The organism is Candidatus Melainabacteria bacterium RIFOXYA2_FULL_32_9 (assembly GCA_001784615.1).
Lineage (GTDB): Bacteria > Cyanobacteriota > Vampirovibrionia > Gastranaerophilales > UBA9579 > UBA9579.
The window spans coordinates 1-17,469 of record MFRQ01000012.1 but is presented as its reverse complement, the minus strand read 5'-3'; the positions used below and the strand labels follow the sequence as shown (position 1 = coordinate 17,469).

16 protein-coding genes are annotated in these 17,469 nt (G+C 30.0%); 6 read left to right on the top strand and 10 right to left on the bottom strand.

Going from position 1 to position 17,469, the window contains the following annotated elements:
- Positions 1 to 501 precede the first annotated feature (501 nt).
- The 6 genes from A2255_09630 to A2255_09605 all read right to left on the bottom strand — a co-directional run bounded on the left by A2255_09630 (position 502) and on the right by A2255_09605 (position 5,911).
- Entirely contained in the window at positions 502 to 1,305 is an 804-nt protein-coding gene (locus tag A2255_09630) for a hypothetical protein (GenBank protein OGI23313.1), read from the bottom strand.
- 137 nt (positions 1,306 to 1,442) lie between these two features.
- The gene (locus tag A2255_09625; GenBank protein OGI23312.1) at positions 1,443 to 1,700 is read right to left on the bottom strand and encodes a hypothetical protein; all 258 of its coding nucleotides are present in this window, start codon (positions 1,698 to 1,700) and stop codon (positions 1,443 to 1,445) included.
- Between the two features lie 84 nt (positions 1,701 to 1,784).
- Positions 1,785 to 2,222, bottom strand: coding sequence for a hypothetical protein (locus A2255_09620; GenBank protein ID OGI23311.1), 438 nt, complete (start codon positions 2,220 to 2,222; stop codon positions 1,785 to 1,787).
- Between the two features lie 447 nt (positions 2,223 to 2,669).
- Positions 2,670 to 3,596, bottom strand: coding sequence for a ribonuclease HIII (locus A2255_09615; protein OGI23310.1), 927 nt, complete (start codon positions 3,594 to 3,596; stop codon positions 2,670 to 2,672).
- Positions 3,597 to 3,615: 19 nt separating this feature from the next.
- On the bottom strand, positions 3,616 to 5,277 hold the full coding sequence (locus tag A2255_09610) for a hypothetical protein (protein OGI23309.1): 1,662 nt from the start codon (positions 5,275 to 5,277) through the stop codon (positions 3,616 to 3,618).
- A 34-nt stretch (positions 5,278 to 5,311) separates the two neighbouring features.
- Entirely contained in the window at positions 5,312 to 5,911 is a 600-nt protein-coding gene (locus tag A2255_09605) for a hypothetical protein (GenBank protein OGI23308.1), read from the bottom strand.
- A gap of 226 nt (positions 5,912 to 6,137) precedes the next feature.
- On the opposite strand from A2255_09605, the gene A2255_09600 reads away from it, so the two are divergent.
- Positions 6,138 to 7,094 (top strand): hypothetical protein, encoded by a 957-nt coding sequence (locus tag A2255_09600; protein ID OGI23307.1) that lies wholly within the window; start codon positions 6,138 to 6,140, stop codon positions 7,092 to 7,094.
- 186 nt (positions 7,095 to 7,280) lie between these two features.
- Positions 7,281 to 7,967, top strand: coding sequence for a hypothetical protein (locus tag A2255_09595; protein OGI23306.1), 687 nt, complete (start codon positions 7,281 to 7,283; stop codon positions 7,965 to 7,967).
- A gap of 124 nt (positions 7,968 to 8,091) precedes the next feature.
- On the opposite strand, the gene A2255_09590 is transcribed toward A2255_09595, so the two are convergent.
- Positions 8,092 to 9,357: a hypothetical protein gene (locus tag A2255_09590; protein ID OGI23305.1), complete on the bottom strand. Its 1,266-nt coding sequence runs from the start codon at positions 9,355 to 9,357 to the stop codon at positions 8,092 to 8,094.
- Between the two features lie 645 nt (positions 9,358 to 10,002).
- Positions 10,003 to 10,347 carry a hypothetical protein gene (locus tag A2255_09585; GenBank protein ID OGI23304.1) on the bottom strand — a complete coding sequence of 115 codons (345 nt, stop codon included), beginning with the start codon at positions 10,345 to 10,347 and terminating at the stop codon, positions 10,003 to 10,005.
- A 126-nt stretch (positions 10,348 to 10,473) separates the two neighbouring features.
- Here A2255_09585 and A2255_09580 point away from each other — a divergent pair, with 126 nt between their 5' ends.
- Entirely contained in the window at positions 10,474 to 11,427 is a 954-nt protein-coding gene (locus A2255_09580) for a hypothetical protein (GenBank protein OGI23303.1), read from the top strand.
- Positions 11,424 to 12,194 (top strand): hypothetical protein, encoded by a 771-nt coding sequence (locus tag A2255_09575; GenBank protein OGI23302.1) that lies wholly within the window; start codon positions 11,424 to 11,426, stop codon positions 12,192 to 12,194. Before A2255_09580 ends, A2255_09575 begins: the two co-directional genes overlap by 4 nt.
- Positions 12,195 to 12,196: 2 nt before the next feature.
- Here A2255_09575 and A2255_09570 read toward each other — a convergent pair whose 3' ends face one another.
- Positions 12,197 to 13,171 (bottom strand): hypothetical protein, encoded by a 975-nt coding sequence (locus A2255_09570; protein OGI23301.1) that lies wholly within the window; start codon positions 13,169 to 13,171, stop codon positions 12,197 to 12,199.
- Positions 13,172 to 13,310: 139 nt separating this feature from the next.
- A complete protein-coding gene (locus A2255_09565) occupies positions 13,311 to 14,564 on the bottom strand; it encodes a 3-isopropylmalate dehydratase large subunit (GenBank protein OGI23314.1) in 1,254 nt (417 codons plus the stop codon).
- Positions 14,565 to 14,814: 250 nt separating this feature from the next.
- Between A2255_09565 and A2255_09560 the strand changes: the two genes are divergently transcribed.
- Positions 14,815 to 15,873, top strand: a complete 1,059-nt coding sequence (locus tag A2255_09560) for a hypothetical protein (GenBank protein OGI23300.1) — start codon at positions 14,815 to 14,817, stop codon at positions 15,871 to 15,873.
- Positions 15,874 to 15,980: 107 nt separating this feature from the next.
- Entirely contained in the window at positions 15,981 to 16,532 is a 552-nt protein-coding gene (locus A2255_09555) for a hypothetical protein (GenBank protein OGI23299.1), read from the top strand.
- The last annotated feature ends 937 nt before the right edge of the window (positions 16,533 to 17,469 follow it).

The following is a 17,469-nucleotide window of genomic DNA, read 5'->3' as shown; positions in this document are numbered from 1 at the left end:
TGTTAAATCGCTCGGATACACGTCTCTTCCTCATAATTGCTTACAATTACAAGTTGACATATTTTTCTTTTTTTAACAAAACAGCTTCTTAATATTATAAATGAGTTAATACTATTTGGCTTTTTATATCTCCTTATCTTTTTTATTGGCAATTTAACGATGTTATTTTTTTTTATATAAATATGGTTAATAAAAATAAAGGAATGAACTCATGGAAATGACACCTGTTAAAGCTCAACAAATAATAATAAAACACAATGCTGGACAAAAAGTAGATCCTCAAGAGCTTGAAAAAGCAAAACAGTATATAGATGATGGGATAAAAAAAGCTTTTATTGAAAATACAAATCCTCCAGAAGAGGATTCTTTCAATAAAACTCATTAATTATTTTTAATTCATCTTGTGTTTTTCAAAATATCTATTACATATGAATTATACATTCTCTATGTAAGTTTACAGGCAGGGTCAAAGTAATTTTTAACCCTGTCTTTATTAATTGACTAAATTTCTTCTGGTTCTGGATTAGGCATAAGTTTATAATCACGTTTAGGTATTACAAAATTCTGTTCAGCTTCACCAAGTTTATAGAAGTTATAAGCTTGTTGACTAAATTCTTTTGTCCAATTTCCATATGTATAATTCGGGCTCTCAACTATTTCAGCAGATCTGTAACAATCCATTATTTTTTCTTTTTCTCGATCTATAATTCCATTTTGGAAGTTTTGTCCTTTTACTGAATCTGTAGCAATCAAATCTGCTGCTTTTTCTGCTGTGCTTACCTGATTATCATCATTTAAATCAAAAATTTTACCTATTTTTGCAGCTTCTTCATCGTCAATTTTCCCGTCTTGGTTTGGATCCAGTCTTTTGCTTAATTCTTCTTTATCCTTATCATCGATAATATCATCTTTATTTAAATCGGCATAACTTTTGTCATTCTTATAAAGAATTGATTTTAAACGTGCGAATACAACAAATACAGCATCATCAGTTTTTCCATTTTTATTTATTCCTAGAAAACCATATCCTGCATCAGCATTTGATATTGATTTGCCATTGAAACTGTCATAAGGATCAATGGACCTATTAGCATAAGCTAGACTGCTATCTTGTATAACCTTAAGACTCGATATTTCAGGAATAAATTTTTTGCCAGAGTTAAGATTAGCTCTATTTATTCCTATAAATGAATTATTTTCAGCAGCGTTTGCTCCATAACGAGCAGCATTATTATCTTTGGTAAAGTCTGCATTCTTGCCAATATTACCATAACGTCCAGAATAACCTGTAATAACTTTTGTCATTTTATCACTTCCTAAAGTTTTAATTATTTACATGTTATATAAAACAAAAGTTATTTACAAATTGCTCATTTTTAAAAAAATTTATAAGCAGGGTTAGAATAATTCTAACCCTGCTTGAATTATCGAAGTTACAATTTTTATGAGTTATACATGCTCTGTTCTAATTCATATCTATCTAAATGACTTTTTAGAAGATATCCTATTATGATTGAGCAGGTAATAATGTCTTTTTCTTCAATATTTGTTTTATATTTTACTTTAGAGATTAATTCAGCATAATTGTGTATTACATAAAGTATTTGGACATCTATTCTGTCTAACATTATGTCCATAGTGGCTGTGGGATCTTCTAAAGTTTTTAAAAACTCTTCAGCAACTTTTATTTTGTCTAGCATTAATTTTAAACCTATACTTTTCTCCTGCTTAAGTTTTTAATATACCAAGCATGAGGTTTTTTCTTAATAGACTACAGACTAATACTAGACGGGTATTTTTAAGTATCTTTTTTCTACAATTGGTGAAATATCATCTAACCATAAAAATCCCATAATTTTCTTTTCCCAGGGAGCATTTACCACTGGAAGACATTTGATTTTTAGGCATTTCATTGCTGAATATGCGCTGGAAATCTTCATTTTAGGATAGAGAACAATAGGAAAATTAGATTTTATTAGTATATCTTTTGTTTTTATATTTTTTGTAAGATCAATGTTATCTTGAAACTTTGTTTTTAGGATTTCTTTTATTTTTTCATAATCAATATTTCCTATTATAGAAAAGTCTTTCTTGATTATTGAGATTTTATCAACACTAAATCTTTCCATAGCTTTAATAGCGTTAAATAAATTATCATCTTCATAAATAAAAATGGGGGATAAACGCATATAGTTATATACTAATGTGTCATCACTATTCATTTTTGTATCCCTTTACTAATGCTTTTAATTCTGCCTGTAAATATAAAAATTAATGAGATTAATGCCTTAATGTTTTTAAAGTGGCATAAGAAGCTTACTAGCTTACTTGGTATATTATATTAATAAAGACTTATAAAAAATCTATAGCCCTGATGATCAATATGAGTATGTTGATGACTAACTGTACTAACTCTGGTTATTAATAAGGAATTAAAGAAAAAGTTCTTACTTAATTAAAAATGATGTACTGTCATCCTGAGGAGCATAGCGACGTGAGGATCTATCCAGATTTCGCTTATAGCAACAAGAATTAGCAGGATAGATTGCCACGCTCCCGTTGGTCGCTCGCAATGACAGCGGGGTATTATTGGAAAGGTCGGTGACCAATGACAGTGCGAAGCACCTCGCAATAATATTCAAAATTATTTAAGTATTAACTTGAGTTATCTACTTTTTCAATTCTAATGTAGTTTTGAAGTGCATTTTGGCTATTTGAGATAATGATTCAAAACCATATTTTTCAATGAATAATCTTGCTTGTTCTTTTACTTTTTCTGATGCACCTTTTTGAAAGTTTATTCCATATTCTTGAGACATTTTTTTCATTCTTTGCAGAAATTCATTTCTTGCAAGAATAGATGCAGCTGCAACAGCGATATCATCTTCAGCCTTATGGCGCTGTTCAAGGTTTATTGTTTTTCCATGCGTCATTAATGCGTTTTTTATTAATGATTCATTGCCAAATTTATCGGATATGGCGTTTTTACATTCTTTTTTTTCCAGAATATTTTCTATAGCTCTGGCATGCCCCCAGGCGAGAAGGTTATTCAGGTTATTAAATTTGGCATAAAGCTGGTTATATTTATTTGGGTTTATTGTTACTACGGAAAAAATACTATTTGCTTTAATTTGCCAGGCAAGTTTTTCAATACTTACATCATTTATTTTTTTGCAATCTCTTACATTTATTTCCTGAAACTTTTTGATATTTTCTTGATCAACAAGAACTCCTGCAACCACAAGTGGGCCAAAATAATCCCCTTTTCCGGATTCGTCTGTTCCTATCCAACAATCAATTTTTGGTTTTGGAATTTCTAATTTTGTTTGTACTGGGGTTTGATTTTTAGAAGAAATTGCTAAACGTTGATTAGAATTTTCTAAAAACTGTTCAACAAATTCTTCTGTATTTTTGCCCTGAGCAAGTATTTTCCCACTTTTGTATAAAGTGACAGTAATACCGTTTTTTTGAGCAGACCAAAAGGCATGATCGATTGATTTAAATATAAAACCATCTGCCGATAATTTATTTTTAAGTTCGGATTCTTTGTTGATATCGTATTTGGAGCTATAAAATTCTTTATTTGCCGTATTCACTATTTACTACCTTATACATTTATCTTCTTTTTCTTGGAAGAAATTTTTTTATATATTCCTGTTCTTCTTCTGGAGTGTCTATTTCCTGGTTAATTTTAGCTTGCAAAAGTTCTCTCAAAATCTCACCAAAAACTGGCCCGGGAGTTAAACCTTTTTCTGTCAAACTTTTTCCTGTCGTATTAATTTTAATATATTGAAGTTCATTTAAATATAAATCTATTTTTTTCTCAACCTCTTCATCTTCAACAATAATTAAAGTAATTAATATAGATTCAGAGAAATATCCTTCAAATTGTTCATAAATTTGAAACCGTGTCTGAGCTTGCTTGATCTGAGCTATATTATTCTGAATATTTTTGCTCCCTACTAAAATCTCTGTCTCTAAGCCTGATAAATACAATTTTGCAGCAGTTTGAGAAATTTCATCTTTAGAGGAATTTATAAGTAAAGTTCCTAAATAAATCAACCATATCAGATCAGGTGTATCGATAAATTTTTGATATTTTGATATGACTTTTCTGCATTTTAAGGATAAATCTCTTAAATTTTGAGGGATTTGAATGTTTTTATTTACCAAATAATATATTTTTTCTTCTACAAATCTATTTAAGCTTTCAGATTTATTGAGGTTAAAAGTCTGCTTTATCTCGGATTTTATTCTTTCTCCACCAAGGTTATCAAATAAACCACTATTAAGACAAGTATTTATGAGGTGTTTAGTTGCTTTTTCAAATTCATAATTAAATCTTATACTGAATTTTAAAGCTCTTATTATTCGTGTTGGATCATCTACAAAGCTTATCGGGTGTAAAATGCTTATTTTACCTTCTTTTAAATCATTATAACCATCTAATGGATCAACAAGCTTGCAAAAGCTTACCTGATTTAGGGATAAAGCCATTGAATTAATGGTAAAATCACGTCTTAGAATATCATCTTTTATATCACAACCTATTTGAGAAACTTGTGGAAGACTGGCCGGATGCGAGTATATTTCTTTTCTTGTACTTGCTATATCTAACTCTATATTTTTATTGTTTATTGTAAAAACTACTTTTGCTGTTTTAAAATCCTCGTGAAGTTCCTTTATCTTAAAGATATCGGGATATTGTTTTCTTAAAAAACGACTGAATTCTATAGCGCTTTCTTCAACTGTAATATCTATATCAACGCTTTTTTTGCCAATGATTATATCTCTTACCACTCCACCTATTATAAAAATAGGTAAATTTATTTTATCAGCCGCTTTTGAGCATAAATCCAGAGCTTTTTTTATTTCTTCCGGAATATTTTTTGCATATTCTTCTACTAAAAATACTTCTTTTTTTTCTGTATAAATATCTCTATTAACTATTAAGTGGCTAACTTCTTTTCTGTTTTTTCCAACAAAAACGCCTTTGTTTAAGCCTGGTTTTACGTGTTTTTTTACCTGTAATTCACTTATATTCTCAATATTTATATCTATTACATCAGCTAAAGTTGATATTAAATTAATAGGATAATTATTTATATTAAATTTTAAAACTTTATTTAAATCTTCTTTTAAAACAAAGCTTGTTATTTCTCTGTTTTCATCTAAAATACCAAGGCAAATATCTTCAGGTACAAGGATTTTTTCACATTCCTTAAGACTGAGATTATTATCTACAGATAAAACTTTTTTAATCTCATAAGCAAACATAAAATTATTATAATCCTTTAAGAAATACTTAAACTTACCCCTGTTTAATATAAAAAGAGCCAAAAGCTTGCTTAAATTTAGCCTTTTCTTGAAGTAGAAGATTAACTCTTGTACTTAATTTTTTATTTTCTTCTATTAATTTCTCTACTTGCTTGGCTAGAATTTCATTATCTCTTCTCAATTTACCAAAATCCATTGCCGGTTGGATAATATCACCATCTTTAATTTTATCAGCTATATCAGTTGTGATTTTTTGGGCAATTGATTCAGCCAAAACCATTAAAGTTTGAGAAGTTAAATCAACAGTTATACTTTCCAATTCTGTTCTTTTTAAGCTTTCTTGTGGTTGAGGAATAGTTTTTCTTACAGAAGGAGCGTTAATAGGATTACTTGTTGATGTTTTCATTTCTTTATTAATCACAGATAAAATTTCATTATCAGAACATCCCTGCTCTTTTAATATAATTCCTTGATTTAACTTTGCTATTGCAAGGTCATCAAAAAATTCAATACCATTTTCATCCTCATATAAAGGATCTATTCTCCAACTTCTCAAATATTTTTCTATCGTTTCTTCTGTGAGAGAACGATTATTTTTTTCCAGCTTTTCTTTTAAACTTTCTTTTGTATGCATAATTCCAATTTTATTCAGTTAGTTAAAAGCGTTTATATTATATTATAACCTCAGAAAAATCGGCTATTCAATAATGTGTTTTTTATGTAATGATTTCAACAAAAACAATATTCCTATATTTAATTAAAATTTGTAAATGTTTTTATAAAAATATGCAATTTTATTTCTTGAGGTTTATTTAAGATCATGTAAGTTAATAAACCAAACTAAAGGAAGGGATTTTATAATGTTAAAAAGTTCATTAAATTCCATAAATTTCGGATCAAAAATTGTTTCACAAAGTAATTTATCACAAAATAGACAATCTCATTTAAAACCTGAAACCTCTGCTGATACATTTACTTCTACTCAGAATACTATATCGACACCTACTTTTAAGGGCTTGTTGGGAATAAATAAACAAGATAAGGATGGATTGACTGTTCTTATGCAGGCTGTCACAATAGGAAATAAAGAAATAGTTGAGCAACTAATTGCAGGGGTTGATTTAAATATACAAGATAAGAATGGTTCTACTGCTCTTATGATCGCTGCCGCTAAAGGCAATAACGAAATAGTTGATCAACTAATTAAAGCAAAAGCTGATTTAAATATACAAGATAAGGGTGGCGATACCGCTCTTTTGGCCGCTGCCGCTAAAGGCAATAACAAAATAGTTGAGAAACTAATTAAAGCAAAGGCTGATTTAAATATAGAGAATAATTTTGGTGATACTGCTCTTATATGGGCTGTCTTAGGTGGCAATAACGAAACAGTTGATCAACTAATTAAAGCAAAAGCTGATTTAAATATACAAGATAAGGGTGGCTATACCGCTCTTTTGGCCGCTGCCTCTAACTACAATGATGAAATGGTTGAGCAACTAATTAAAGCAAAGGCTGATTTAAATATAGAGGATAAAAATGGACGTACCGCTCTTATGCACGCTGGAGCATGTGGCTATGACAAAATAGTTGAGCAGCTAATTGAAGCAGGGGCTGATTTAAATATACAAGATAAGGATGGCAATACTGCTCTTATTTTTGCTGGAGCACGTGGCCATAATAAAATAGTTGAGCAACTAATTAAAGCAAAGGCTGATTTAAATATACAAAGTAAGAATGGTTCTACCGCTCTTATGTTGGCTGATGAAAATGGCCAGAATGAAATAGCCGATAAATTAAGAAAAGCAGGTGCAAAATAGGATATTTTAAGCATTCAGTTTCAAATATTCAACAATAAGCCTTTTATGTAATGATCTCAACAAAAACAATATTCCTAATTTGATTAAGCTTTGTAAACGGTTTTATAAAGTGTAGCAATTATTTTTTTTAGGATTGTTTAAGTTCATGTAAGTTAACAGACCAAATTAAAAAGGAGAAAATTTATAATGTTAAATTGTTCATTAACAAATTCCGTAAACTTCGGATCAAAGATTGTTTCACAAAGTAGACAATCTCATTTAAAACCCGAAACTCCTGCCGATACATTTACTTTAACTAAGAACACTGATAAAACAAGTTTTAAGGGTTTGTACGGGGGAATAAATAAACAAGATAAAAATGGATTGACTGCTCTTATGATCGCTGCCTCTAGAGGCGATGACGAAAGAGTTGAGCAATTAATTAAAGCAAAGGCTGATTTAAATATACAAGATAATGATGGATTGACTGCTCTTATGAGCGCTGCCTCTAGAGGCGATAACGAAACAGTTGAGCAATTAATTAAAGCAAAGGCTGATTTAAATATACAAGATAATGAGGGCACGACTGCTCTTATTTGGGCTGCCTTTAAAGGCAACAGTGAAATAGTTGAGCAATTAATTAAAGCAAAGGCTGATTTAAATATACAAGATAATGAGGGCGCGACTGCTCTTATTTGGGCTGCCCTTGAAGGCAACAATAAAATAGTTGGTAAATTAATTAAAGCAGAGGCTGATTTAAATATACAAGATATTGAGGGCGATACTGCTCTTATGTGCGCTAATAATGCTCTTTTTTGGGATGATCCTTTTTGGGATGATGGTAAAGGCAGAAGCGAAATTGTTTATAAACTAAGAAAAGCAGGTGCAAAATAGGATTCTTTAAGCATTCAGGTTCAAGTATTCAATAATGTGCCTTTTATATAATGATTTAAACAAAAACAATATCACCAATTCCTTTGGATGATATTGTTTTCATTTTTAAGGTATTTAATAAAAATTATCCTATTTTAGATTTCAAAATATTGTGTTTTATTCCTTGAGCAAGATCTGTTCTGCCACTTTTTTCATAAATTTTAGCCATTGTTTCAAGGAATTTTTGACTGTCTATATTTACTTTGGCTGTATTAATATCTTTTTGAGCTATTTTACTTGTATTAAACGCATTTGTAGGTGTTTTTGACAGTGTTTTCTGAGAACTTAATGCTTTTAACAAATCCTCACTTGCTTTATTATATTTCGGCTCATTTTTAATTTTTGCTGTAGGCGTAATTTGTGAACTTAAAGGTGGTACTTGACTGTTTTTATACTCTTTAATTCCATAATTTGAAAGAGAATTGTAACCAGGTTTTTTAGAAATATTGTTAATTTTGGAAGTATCTTTAAGTCCTGAGCCAATTAAACCTTTTCTGTTATTAAGTTCTTTAAATAGATCAATTTCTCTGGTTTTTAAATCGTTTGATAAATCAATTTTGACATTCTTTTCTTTAGGCTTGAATAATTTTAAACCACCAATAATTAACATAACTAATACAGCAAGTCTTAATAACCAGTCAAAACTTGAAGTACTAAATACTTTTTTTATTAAACCACTGGCCATAGCCCCTTGCATTAAACCAAGAGAAGAATTATCCTCCACTTCTTCCATTTCTTCATTAATGCTTGTATCTATTGGTTTAAAACTATTTACAGGATGTTGTAGAATTATCTCTTCTTGTTGTGAATTCTGAACTTCCTCAGTTATTGTTGGCTCTTCTGCTACTTTTGGTTCTTCTGCGACTTTTTTATCTTCTATTGGTGCTGTATTTACATTTTCAGCTGTTGAAGCATCAGGGCCGGTAAGATTAATAGCCACTGGTTCTTCTGGCAGATTTAAACTTTCTCCTTTTGTATCCAGAGTAACTTTACTTGCAGACATATTTACACCCTGTAAAGTAACTTTTACTCTGTTATTTGAAAGAGATTGAACTATTACGTGATTAACTTTAGTTGCATTGTTATATATAGTATTAACGAATTTAGCAGGCTTTGTGTTTTTAAGATCAAGTATTATTTCATTGTCTGATATTACCTGTTTATCAATAGGAATGTCTTTATCAGTCTTTATCATTATTTGATAAGCATTTCCATGGTAAGGATTTATTTCTATTTCGGATAAAATTGCTCCATTATAAGCAGCATATGTTGGTGATAATGAGAGAAAAGTAGAAACACTAAGTGCTGCTAAACCTATTAAACAATATTTTGTTTTTTTCACTCTATTCATTCTTACCCCGTACTCCTCAAACCTACTAGATAAAGTAAAAGTCCCCCTTGAATCTATATTTAAGTTCTTAATACATGACTCCCCAAATTTACTTTACGATATTTCTAGATTATCCTTTTATTTCTCTATAATCATCGACCAAAGGATGTACAATTCAAAAATAGACCATTGGGTTTAGATCTTTAACCTTTTATCAGAGAAGGTTATTTAGAACCTATCCGAAAATCTAAGAAATAATGCTTAGAGATTACCACGGTGCCAGAAGCACAAACCCATCATTAATGATCCTTGTATATTAAACAATGATTGTGGTTTAGAGCCTATCCAGAAATTAAATTTCTTTATATCATTGGTGCTTCGCACTGTCATCACGAGGTTTCTAAAAGAAACCGTGGCGATCTTTTCAATTCTGAATAATAGCTTTAATTGTAAAATGGATGGATTGCCACAGATTCCTTCGGAATCTTCGCAATGACAATACGCATTATTGGAAGGATTGATGACTAAGAAAGTGACTGTGTAACCTCACAATTGACAGCAAAAAATTAATTGTCGGATAGTCCTTAAATTACAAACTTAAAAAAGACCTTTTTAAAAAGGTCTTTTTTAGAAAAATATTTTGGTTTAACCCCCTTTTTCTAATATCTATAACGCCAAATCAGATTGATTTTTAGAAAATAAAGATTTAACTCCTTTCTTTATACTCTCCCCTACATTTATAAATGCATCCAAAATTTCATCCTCTATAGTTGGTTTTAACTCTCTTTCCTCCATTTCTTTTCTCAATCTCTCATTCCGCTTTAATTGTCTGGTCTCATTAAATTCACCAAACATTTCTGAACTTTTTTCAAATATATTTTCAAACTTGGGAGGAAAATTATCTCCAAATATACTAGAAGTACTTTTTTTAGATACTTCTTCTTTTTTATTTATTCCATTAGCTACAGAAGTCGTACTTACAAGACCTCTGAGTAATTCCTCGTTTCTCATATAAAACCCCAAGTTTTCTTTTTAAGCATGTCTAGTTATAATAATAAAGTGTTTTTTTTATATAAAATTGCTTATTTTTTACTAAATTTAAACTTTTATCAAATAACAACCTGAGAAAAAGATATTATGAGTCAATTTGAAACTGAAAAGCCGGAGAATTTTAATTTTAGTGAAATTATCTATGATAAGTCTGATTGGATAGCCACTATAACTATTAACAGACCTCAAGTATATAACGCTTATAGTTTGGTTACTTTACAAGAAATGATTCAGGCTCTGCAAGATGCTATATGGGATGATGGCATTGCTGTAATTGTTATAACAGGAGCAGGGAATAAAGCTTTTTGCACAGGTGGAGATGTAAAAGAGTACGCTGCTGAATATATAAAAAGACCAAGAAATTTTTGGAAATGGATGGGAGTATTTACCCAGTTCCATGATCTTCTTAGAAATTCCGGAAAACCAACTATAGCAAGACTTAACGGAATGGTTGTTGGTGGTGGAAATGAGATAAATATGTCTTGTGACCTTGCTATAGCAGCAGATCATATTACTATAAAACAGGTTGGAACTAGTGTTGGGAGTGTTGCAGCTGGTGGGGCAACGCAATTTTTACCAATATTAGTAGGTGATAGAAGAGCTAGAGAAATTTTATTTTTAAACGAGCCTATTTCTGCTCAAAAAGCTCTTGAGTGGGGTTTGGTTAACTATGTTGTTCCTTATGATGAATTAGATACTAAAGTTAAAGAAATAGCTGAGAAGTTAACAAATAAATTTCCGGAATGTACAAGATATACCAAACAACAACTTAATTTTTGGAAAGATTTTGCATGGAATAACACAATAGGGCATGCCAAAGACTGGTTAAGTGTTCATTTTGGCTCTCTTGAAGTTCAAGAAGGAATGCAGGGTTTTGTAGAAAAAAGAAATCCTGATTATGTAGGACTTAGGAAAAAATCGCAGCAAGGATTATCTTCTGAAACGTTATGGGGAGCAAATATTAGTGAATGTAGAAAATGTGGGGCTAAATATCTTCCGGAAGAATTTGAATTCTGTGGAAAATGTGGAACTAAAATATGAATATAAATGAGCATATAAAACTCGAAAAGGAAGAGTTTGTAGCAAAAATTACTCTTTCAAAGCCTCCTTTAAATATTTTTGACTCTGAAGACCTCATTTATCTCCAGGAAATATTGAAAAACTTAAATAATGAAGAAAATTTAAAGCTTATTGTAATCGACTCTAATCAAAAAGTTTTCTCAGCTGGTGTAAACATATCTGATCATTCAAAAGATAAAATCCTGAGGATACTGGGAGCCTTTCATGAGGTTTTTTATACAATGTTAGATCTTAGCATTCCTACAATGAGTTTGGTTAAATCTGGTTGTTTTGGTGGAGGAAGTGAATTAGCTTTATTTTGTGACTTAATTATAGCCTCAGAAAATGCATGTTTTTCTCATCCTGAGATAAAATTAGGCTGTTATCCACCGGTTTCCTTAGTTAAACTTCCAGAATTAGTGGGCGATAAAAAAGCCTTGGAACTTATTTTGACTGGAAACAAAGTCTCAGCTTATGATGCTCTTGATTTAGGAATGGTTAATTATGTTTTTAAAGATGAAGAATTCAATCAAAAAACACAGGAATTAATAAATTCAATAATTTCAAATAGCTCCAGTGTAATAAAAACAACTCTAAAAGCTTATAAAGGAATTCATCATTCAAGTTTAAAAGAAAAACTGTCTATTTCTGAAAAAATCTATATTGAAGAGTTGATGAGCCTTGAAGACGCAGAAGAAGGAATAAAAAGTTTTCTGGAAAAGCGTCTTCCTTTATGGAAAAACAAGTAGAACTATAATATTGCTTCTGCAATCCACCTGGAGATTCTTCTAAGTATATTTACATTACCTGTTTTGATATAATTATAAGTCCCAACTTCAACGGTTACAGGGTTGCTAATAGCTGAAAGTAATACTCCCGGATTTATTGGGGTTGTTTCAACTCTTATTACATCTTTTAGAAGACCTGCTAATTGTTTTGCCTGAGCATCATCTATTCTTCCTTGGTTTTCAAGGATTTTTAATATTTCTTTTTCTCTGCCCCTTGCTGTTTCATCAAGAACAATATTGACTTTTTGTTTTATTTTATCTGATGGTGACCTTCTAACAGCTTCAAAAGTGCCGTTTATCGTTCTGACAATATCTTTTATTCTTTGCGGTATTGTTTTTAAATTTTGAACTTCTTTAGAATTTAATTCGATATATTCTTTTTGAGATGCTTTTTTTAAGTATTTTTGATATTTTTCAACAGGAAATTGTATTTTTATTTTTTTTGGCTTATCTATTATTTTCTCTGTTAGTTCTTTTACATATGATTTTAATTCATCAATATTTTCAACAAATTTTTTACCATTTTTAAGTTTACTAAATTCACCTTTAGCAATGGCAGCTATTAAAACACCTATTCCTGTTATAATTAATAGCTTTTTAGGGTTATTTATGAGATTTTTAAAAAAACCCTCAGAAGGTTTTTTATCAGTATTTGAACTGGTATTGGGATCAGAATTGTTGCTTTCTTTTTTCTTATTTATTGATTCTAGTGGATCATATTTGGAAATATTAGGAGGATTTACTACTCCTATAGAATTTTGAGCGGCTGATGTTTTATTTGTTTCTTCTTTATTAGGGATTTGGTTGTTGTTTGGAGTATCAATTTTTTTATTGGAGTTTATATTTTTAAAATTAGCAAAAGCATCAGTTTTCCCCCGGTTAATATTTGGAAAAGACTGATTATTACTTAATATTGGATTTGTGCTTGGAATATTCATTTATCTAAAATTTTCTTTCTTGTTTTTCTTTCTCTATTTAATAAATACAAACATGAAAAAAATTGCTTATTTTTTTCAATAAAAAAGAGATTTTTAAAGGAATCTCTTTTTAAGAATAAGTTTTTAAAAGCTTTATTTTTTATAATTCTTCTGGTGAAGCTATTCTTCCAAGAACTGCACTAGCTGCTGCTATAGCGGGATTAGAAAGATAGACTTCAGAATTTACATGACCCATTCTTCCAACAAAGTTTCTGTTTGTGGTAGAAATAGCTCTTTCTCCGGCAGCTAAAATTCCCATATGCCCACCTAAACAAGGGCCACAAGTAGGTGTACTAAATGCAGCACCGGCATTAATGAAAATTTCTACATAACCAAGCTTCATAGCTTCAAGATAAATCTCCTGGGTACCTGGGAGAACTATTAATCTTACATCAGGATGAATTTTTCTTCCTTTTAAAATATCTGCTGCTATTTTTAAGTCTGAAAGCCTTCCATTTGTGCAGCTTCCAATAACAGCCTGATCTATTTTAATATTTCCAACTTGAGAAATTGGTTTTGTGTTTTCTGGTAAATGTGGAAATGCTACTAGTGGCTCAATTTCTTCTACATTATATTCAATAACTCTTGAATATTCTGCATTATTATCACTTTTATAGAATTTATACGGTCTTAAAGTTCTGTTTTTTACATATTCTTCAGTAATTTTATCCGGTGGAATAATTCCATTTTTTGCACCAGCTTCAATAGCCATATTACAAATAGTAAATCTGTCATCTATTGGTAAATTCTCAATGGTTGAACCGGTAATTTCAAGAGATTTATAAAGAGCTCCGTCAACACCGATATCTCCAATTAAATGTAAAATAAGGTCTTTACCACCAACCCATTTATTTAATTTGCCGTTATATACAACTTTGATTGTTTCAGGCACTTTAAACCATGTTTCACCTGAAGCCATAGCACAAGCAAGATCAGTAGAACCAACCCCTGTTGAAAATGCTCCAATAGCACCATATGTACAAGTATGACTATCAGCACCTATTACTAAATCTCCAGATCCTACTATTCCATTATCAGGAAGTAACGTATGTTCTATACCGAGTCTTCCAATTTCAAAATAATGTTTTAAGTTTTGCTCTTTTGCAAATTCCCTTATCATCTTTGCATTTTGCGCTGATTTTATATCTTTATTAGGAGTAAAATGATCAGGAACAAAAACAACTCTTTCAGAATCAAAAACTTTATCTACACCGATTTTTTTGAATTCTTCTATAGCAACAGGCCCTGTAATATCATTTGCTAGTGTTATATCAACTTTTGCCGTGATTAAATCTCCTGGTGATACTTTATCCAGACTGGCATGATCAGCCAGGATTTTTTCTGTAATTGTCATTCCTTTAGACATTTTTGCCTCACAAACTTCTAAATTCCAGTGAAATTTTCATTCTAGAAACTAAAGTAGTACTACAACATAAACTAATAGCTTTAAACTAAGTCTGCTTGTTTCAAAGAATACAGCGTTAACTTAAGTTTGGTAATGGATATTACCTAAAATTATAATACATATTCTTATCTATTATGGTATAAAATATTAAGGCTTAATTCAAGATTATGAAAGTAAATTTAAGTTAAGGGTTGGGAAGTTGAGAATCTGCGGCAAAAAAATACTAGGATTAATGATCAGTATTTTTTTTATTACATTAATTATTCATCAAATTGATATAAAAAAATCTTTGGATTCCTTTAATAACATTAATTTAACTCTTTTTCCTTTAATAATACCAATATATTATTTAGCTTTCCTGATGAGAGCACTTAGATGGAAAGTAATTTTATCCAACGATTCCTCTTTAAAAATAAGATCTCTTATTAGTTCTATATTTATAGGATTTACCGCAAACAGCTTTTTGCCTGCTCGAATGGGCGAATTTTATAGAGCTCATTTATTTGGAAAAAAAGAAAATATTAAACGTGCTAAAGTCTTTGCATCTATAGTTATTGAGAGGGTTTTTGACGGTTCTGTCTTGTTTTTTATACTTTTATCTTTAATATTTTTCTTATATTCAAAACCCTGGTTGTTTAAATTGGCTTTTGCCGTAGGAATTATTTTTATTGGAAGTTTTTGCTTTCTTTTGATCTTTTCAAAACTTAGAAAATCAAGTTTATTTAGGGAAAATTTTATATTAATTTCTCTAAAAACTCTATTTAATAACATTTTAAATAAATTTCCTGAAAATATTCAAAAAGGTATTTTTTATACAATTAATAAAGTTGATTATCTCCTAAGTTCTTTTTTAGATGGTTTAGACATTTTTCATTATCCAGGCTTATTAATTAAAGCTGTTTTACTGACTTTTTTAATATGGTTATGTGAAGGAACTGTGGTTTTTATCATAATTAAGGGATTTGGTATTAATATTAATTTTTTATCAGCTGTTTTTGTATTATGTGTAACTGCATTTAGCACCATGATTCCTGCTGGCCCGGCTTCTATTGGTCCTTATCAATGGGGTTATATTTTAGCTTTAGGTGTATTTGGTATAACAAAAGAGCTTGCTTTTGCTGTTTCGATTGTAAATCAATTTATAGCTGTTTCTTTAGTTTCTTCAGGTGGTTTTTTCTTCATATGGAGAGATCATATAAACTTTAAAGAAATTGAAAACAATATAAAAATTGAAGAAGAGCCAGAAAAAGTTTTTTAGATAAAAATATTTATAACTAGTAAAAATTAGTCTGTTGTCAGCTACATAACTAGATATTTTTTGCTATTCTTCTAAGAATAAATGAATTTCAGGGGAGTTATTTAGTTATGACTGTATATTACAGTGAAAGAACTCTTAGAGATGAGATTATTACATACTTAAAAAAAGATTTTCCAAGAGGAGAGATAAGTTCTAATTATTTTGAGATAACTAGAGCCAGTAATATTGATTATCATTTATTATTAAAATATTTTGATTGTGTTGTAGCTAAAGAGCATAATCTTTATAAAACTGCTATTGTTTTACCAACAGATCTAGAAGACAGAATTCCTTTCTGGTTTGTCCAGAGTAATGGTGAAATTTGGGTTGATCCTAATTCAGGTCCTAAAGGAAAAAATATTTATAGAGAAAGTTTGTTTGTACTTAGATTTAGTCTATACGTTGATGAAGAAGACATTCACAAATTTTCTGAAACCAGAAATATTTCTACAGAAAAAGCTTTGATTGGTGAATTTACCGAGATAAGACATGCCCTAATAGAGGGAAATGAAGAACCTATTGATATATTTAAAGGAATTTATGGTCATAAAGGGGTTAACCTCCCTACAAAAACTCAAACAGCTAAATATTTAGCTTCTATATTAACTGTTCCACATTAAAATAGTATAGAAAAGAGTAAAATGGTTTTTTACTCTTTTCTATTTTATTAATAATTTACACTGCTTGCCTAGAATAATATTTAATGATTGGTAATAGATTTCTAATATTTGCGGTATTTATAAAATTTAAAAATCGTCCAAGCTGTCATTACGAGGAGGCAGCTTTGCTGCACTATTAAAGTCTACAATCATAGTTTATTATCAAGATTGATGATTTTAGAAAAGTGACTGTGTCACCGTGGTAATCTTCTAATATTCACCAGATAGATTACCACACCTGCGTTGCAGGCTCGCAATGACATACTTTAATTATTAAGAAGCAGCAAATAATCGAGCAATAAAAAATGCGTCAGAAAACCTGATTCAAATGCTTATAAAAGGCAAATAATTCAAAAATTGGTAATATCCATTACCTAACTTAAGTTAACGTTTGAAGTGCCGAAGTAAATAACAAGGTATTATTGGAATGATTGATGACTTAAAAATGTGACTGTGTCACTGAAACAAGCAGCTTTAATTTAAAGCTATCAGTTTACGTTGTAGTAATACTTAAAAATTTTGATTATTAAACACGGGTTAAAACTTTTACTGAACCTTTTCCGGTAAGGGTTATTGTTTCATTTACAGTAACACCATGTTTGTTTGTCTCGAATGTTACTTGTACTTCTTTTTGAGTTTCGTTATCAGAATTTTCTATATTCTTTTCAATTATATTTTTAATTATCACGTTATCCAAGGACTTAGCCTCCTATTTTTAAAAGCATATAGATGAATTTTGAGCTAATATTTATAATATAACCTATTTTTTTAAATTTTCAAGCGTAAGAGAGAAGATCTCTGAGTTTCTTAAAAAAATATTCTCCTATTTCTTTGTTTTTTTAGAGGCTGTTTGAAAAGTCTATTATTTAGCTAATTGTCTAAGCATCAAATGTAACAT

Bases quoted from the DNA above. Each gene is read 5' to 3' on its own strand.
- A2255_09630 (OGI23313.1), bottom strand. From the start codon at position 1,305: ATGACAAAAGTTATTACAGGTTATTCTGGACGTTATGGTAATATTGGC.
- A2255_09625 (OGI23312.1), bottom strand. From the start codon at position 1,700: ATGCTAGACAAAATAAAAGTTGCTGAAGAGTTTTTAAAAACTTTAGAA.
- A2255_09620 (OGI23311.1), bottom strand. From the start codon at position 2,222: ATGAATAGTGATGACACATTAGTATATAACTATATGCGTTTATCCCCC.
- A2255_09610 (OGI23309.1), bottom strand. From the start codon at position 5,277: ATGTTTGCTTATGAGATTAAAAAAGTTTTATCTGTAGATAATAATCTC.
- A2255_09605 (OGI23308.1), bottom strand. From the start codon at position 5,911: ATGCATACAAAAGAAAGTTTAAAAGAAAAGCTGGAAAAAAATAATCGT.
- A2255_09600 (OGI23307.1), top strand. From the start codon at position 6,138: ATGTTAAAAAGTTCATTAAATTCCATAAATTTCGGATCAAAAATTGTT.
- A2255_09595 (OGI23306.1), top strand. From the start codon at position 7,281: ATGTTAAATTGTTCATTAACAAATTCCGTAAACTTCGGATCAAAGATT.
- A2255_09590 (OGI23305.1), bottom strand. From the start codon at position 9,357: ATGAATAGAGTGAAAAAAACAAAATATTGTTTAATAGGTTTAGCAGCA.
- A2255_09585 (OGI23304.1), bottom strand. From the start codon at position 10,347: ATGAGAAACGAGGAATTACTCAGAGGTCTTGTAAGTACGACTTCTGTA.
- A2255_09580 (OGI23303.1), top strand. From the start codon at position 10,474: ATGAGTCAATTTGAAACTGAAAAGCCGGAGAATTTTAATTTTAGTGAA.
- A2255_09575 (OGI23302.1), top strand. From the start codon at position 11,424: ATGAATATAAATGAGCATATAAAACTCGAAAAGGAAGAGTTTGTAGCA.
- A2255_09570 (OGI23301.1), bottom strand. From the start codon at position 13,171: ATGAATATTCCAAGCACAAATCCAATATTAAGTAATAATCAGTCTTTT.
- A2255_09565 (OGI23314.1), bottom strand. From the start codon at position 14,564: ATGACAATTACAGAAAAAATCCTGGCTGATCATGCCAGTCTGGATAAA.
- A2255_09555 (OGI23299.1), top strand. From the start codon at position 15,981: ATGACTGTATATTACAGTGAAAGAACTCTTAGAGATGAGATTATTACA.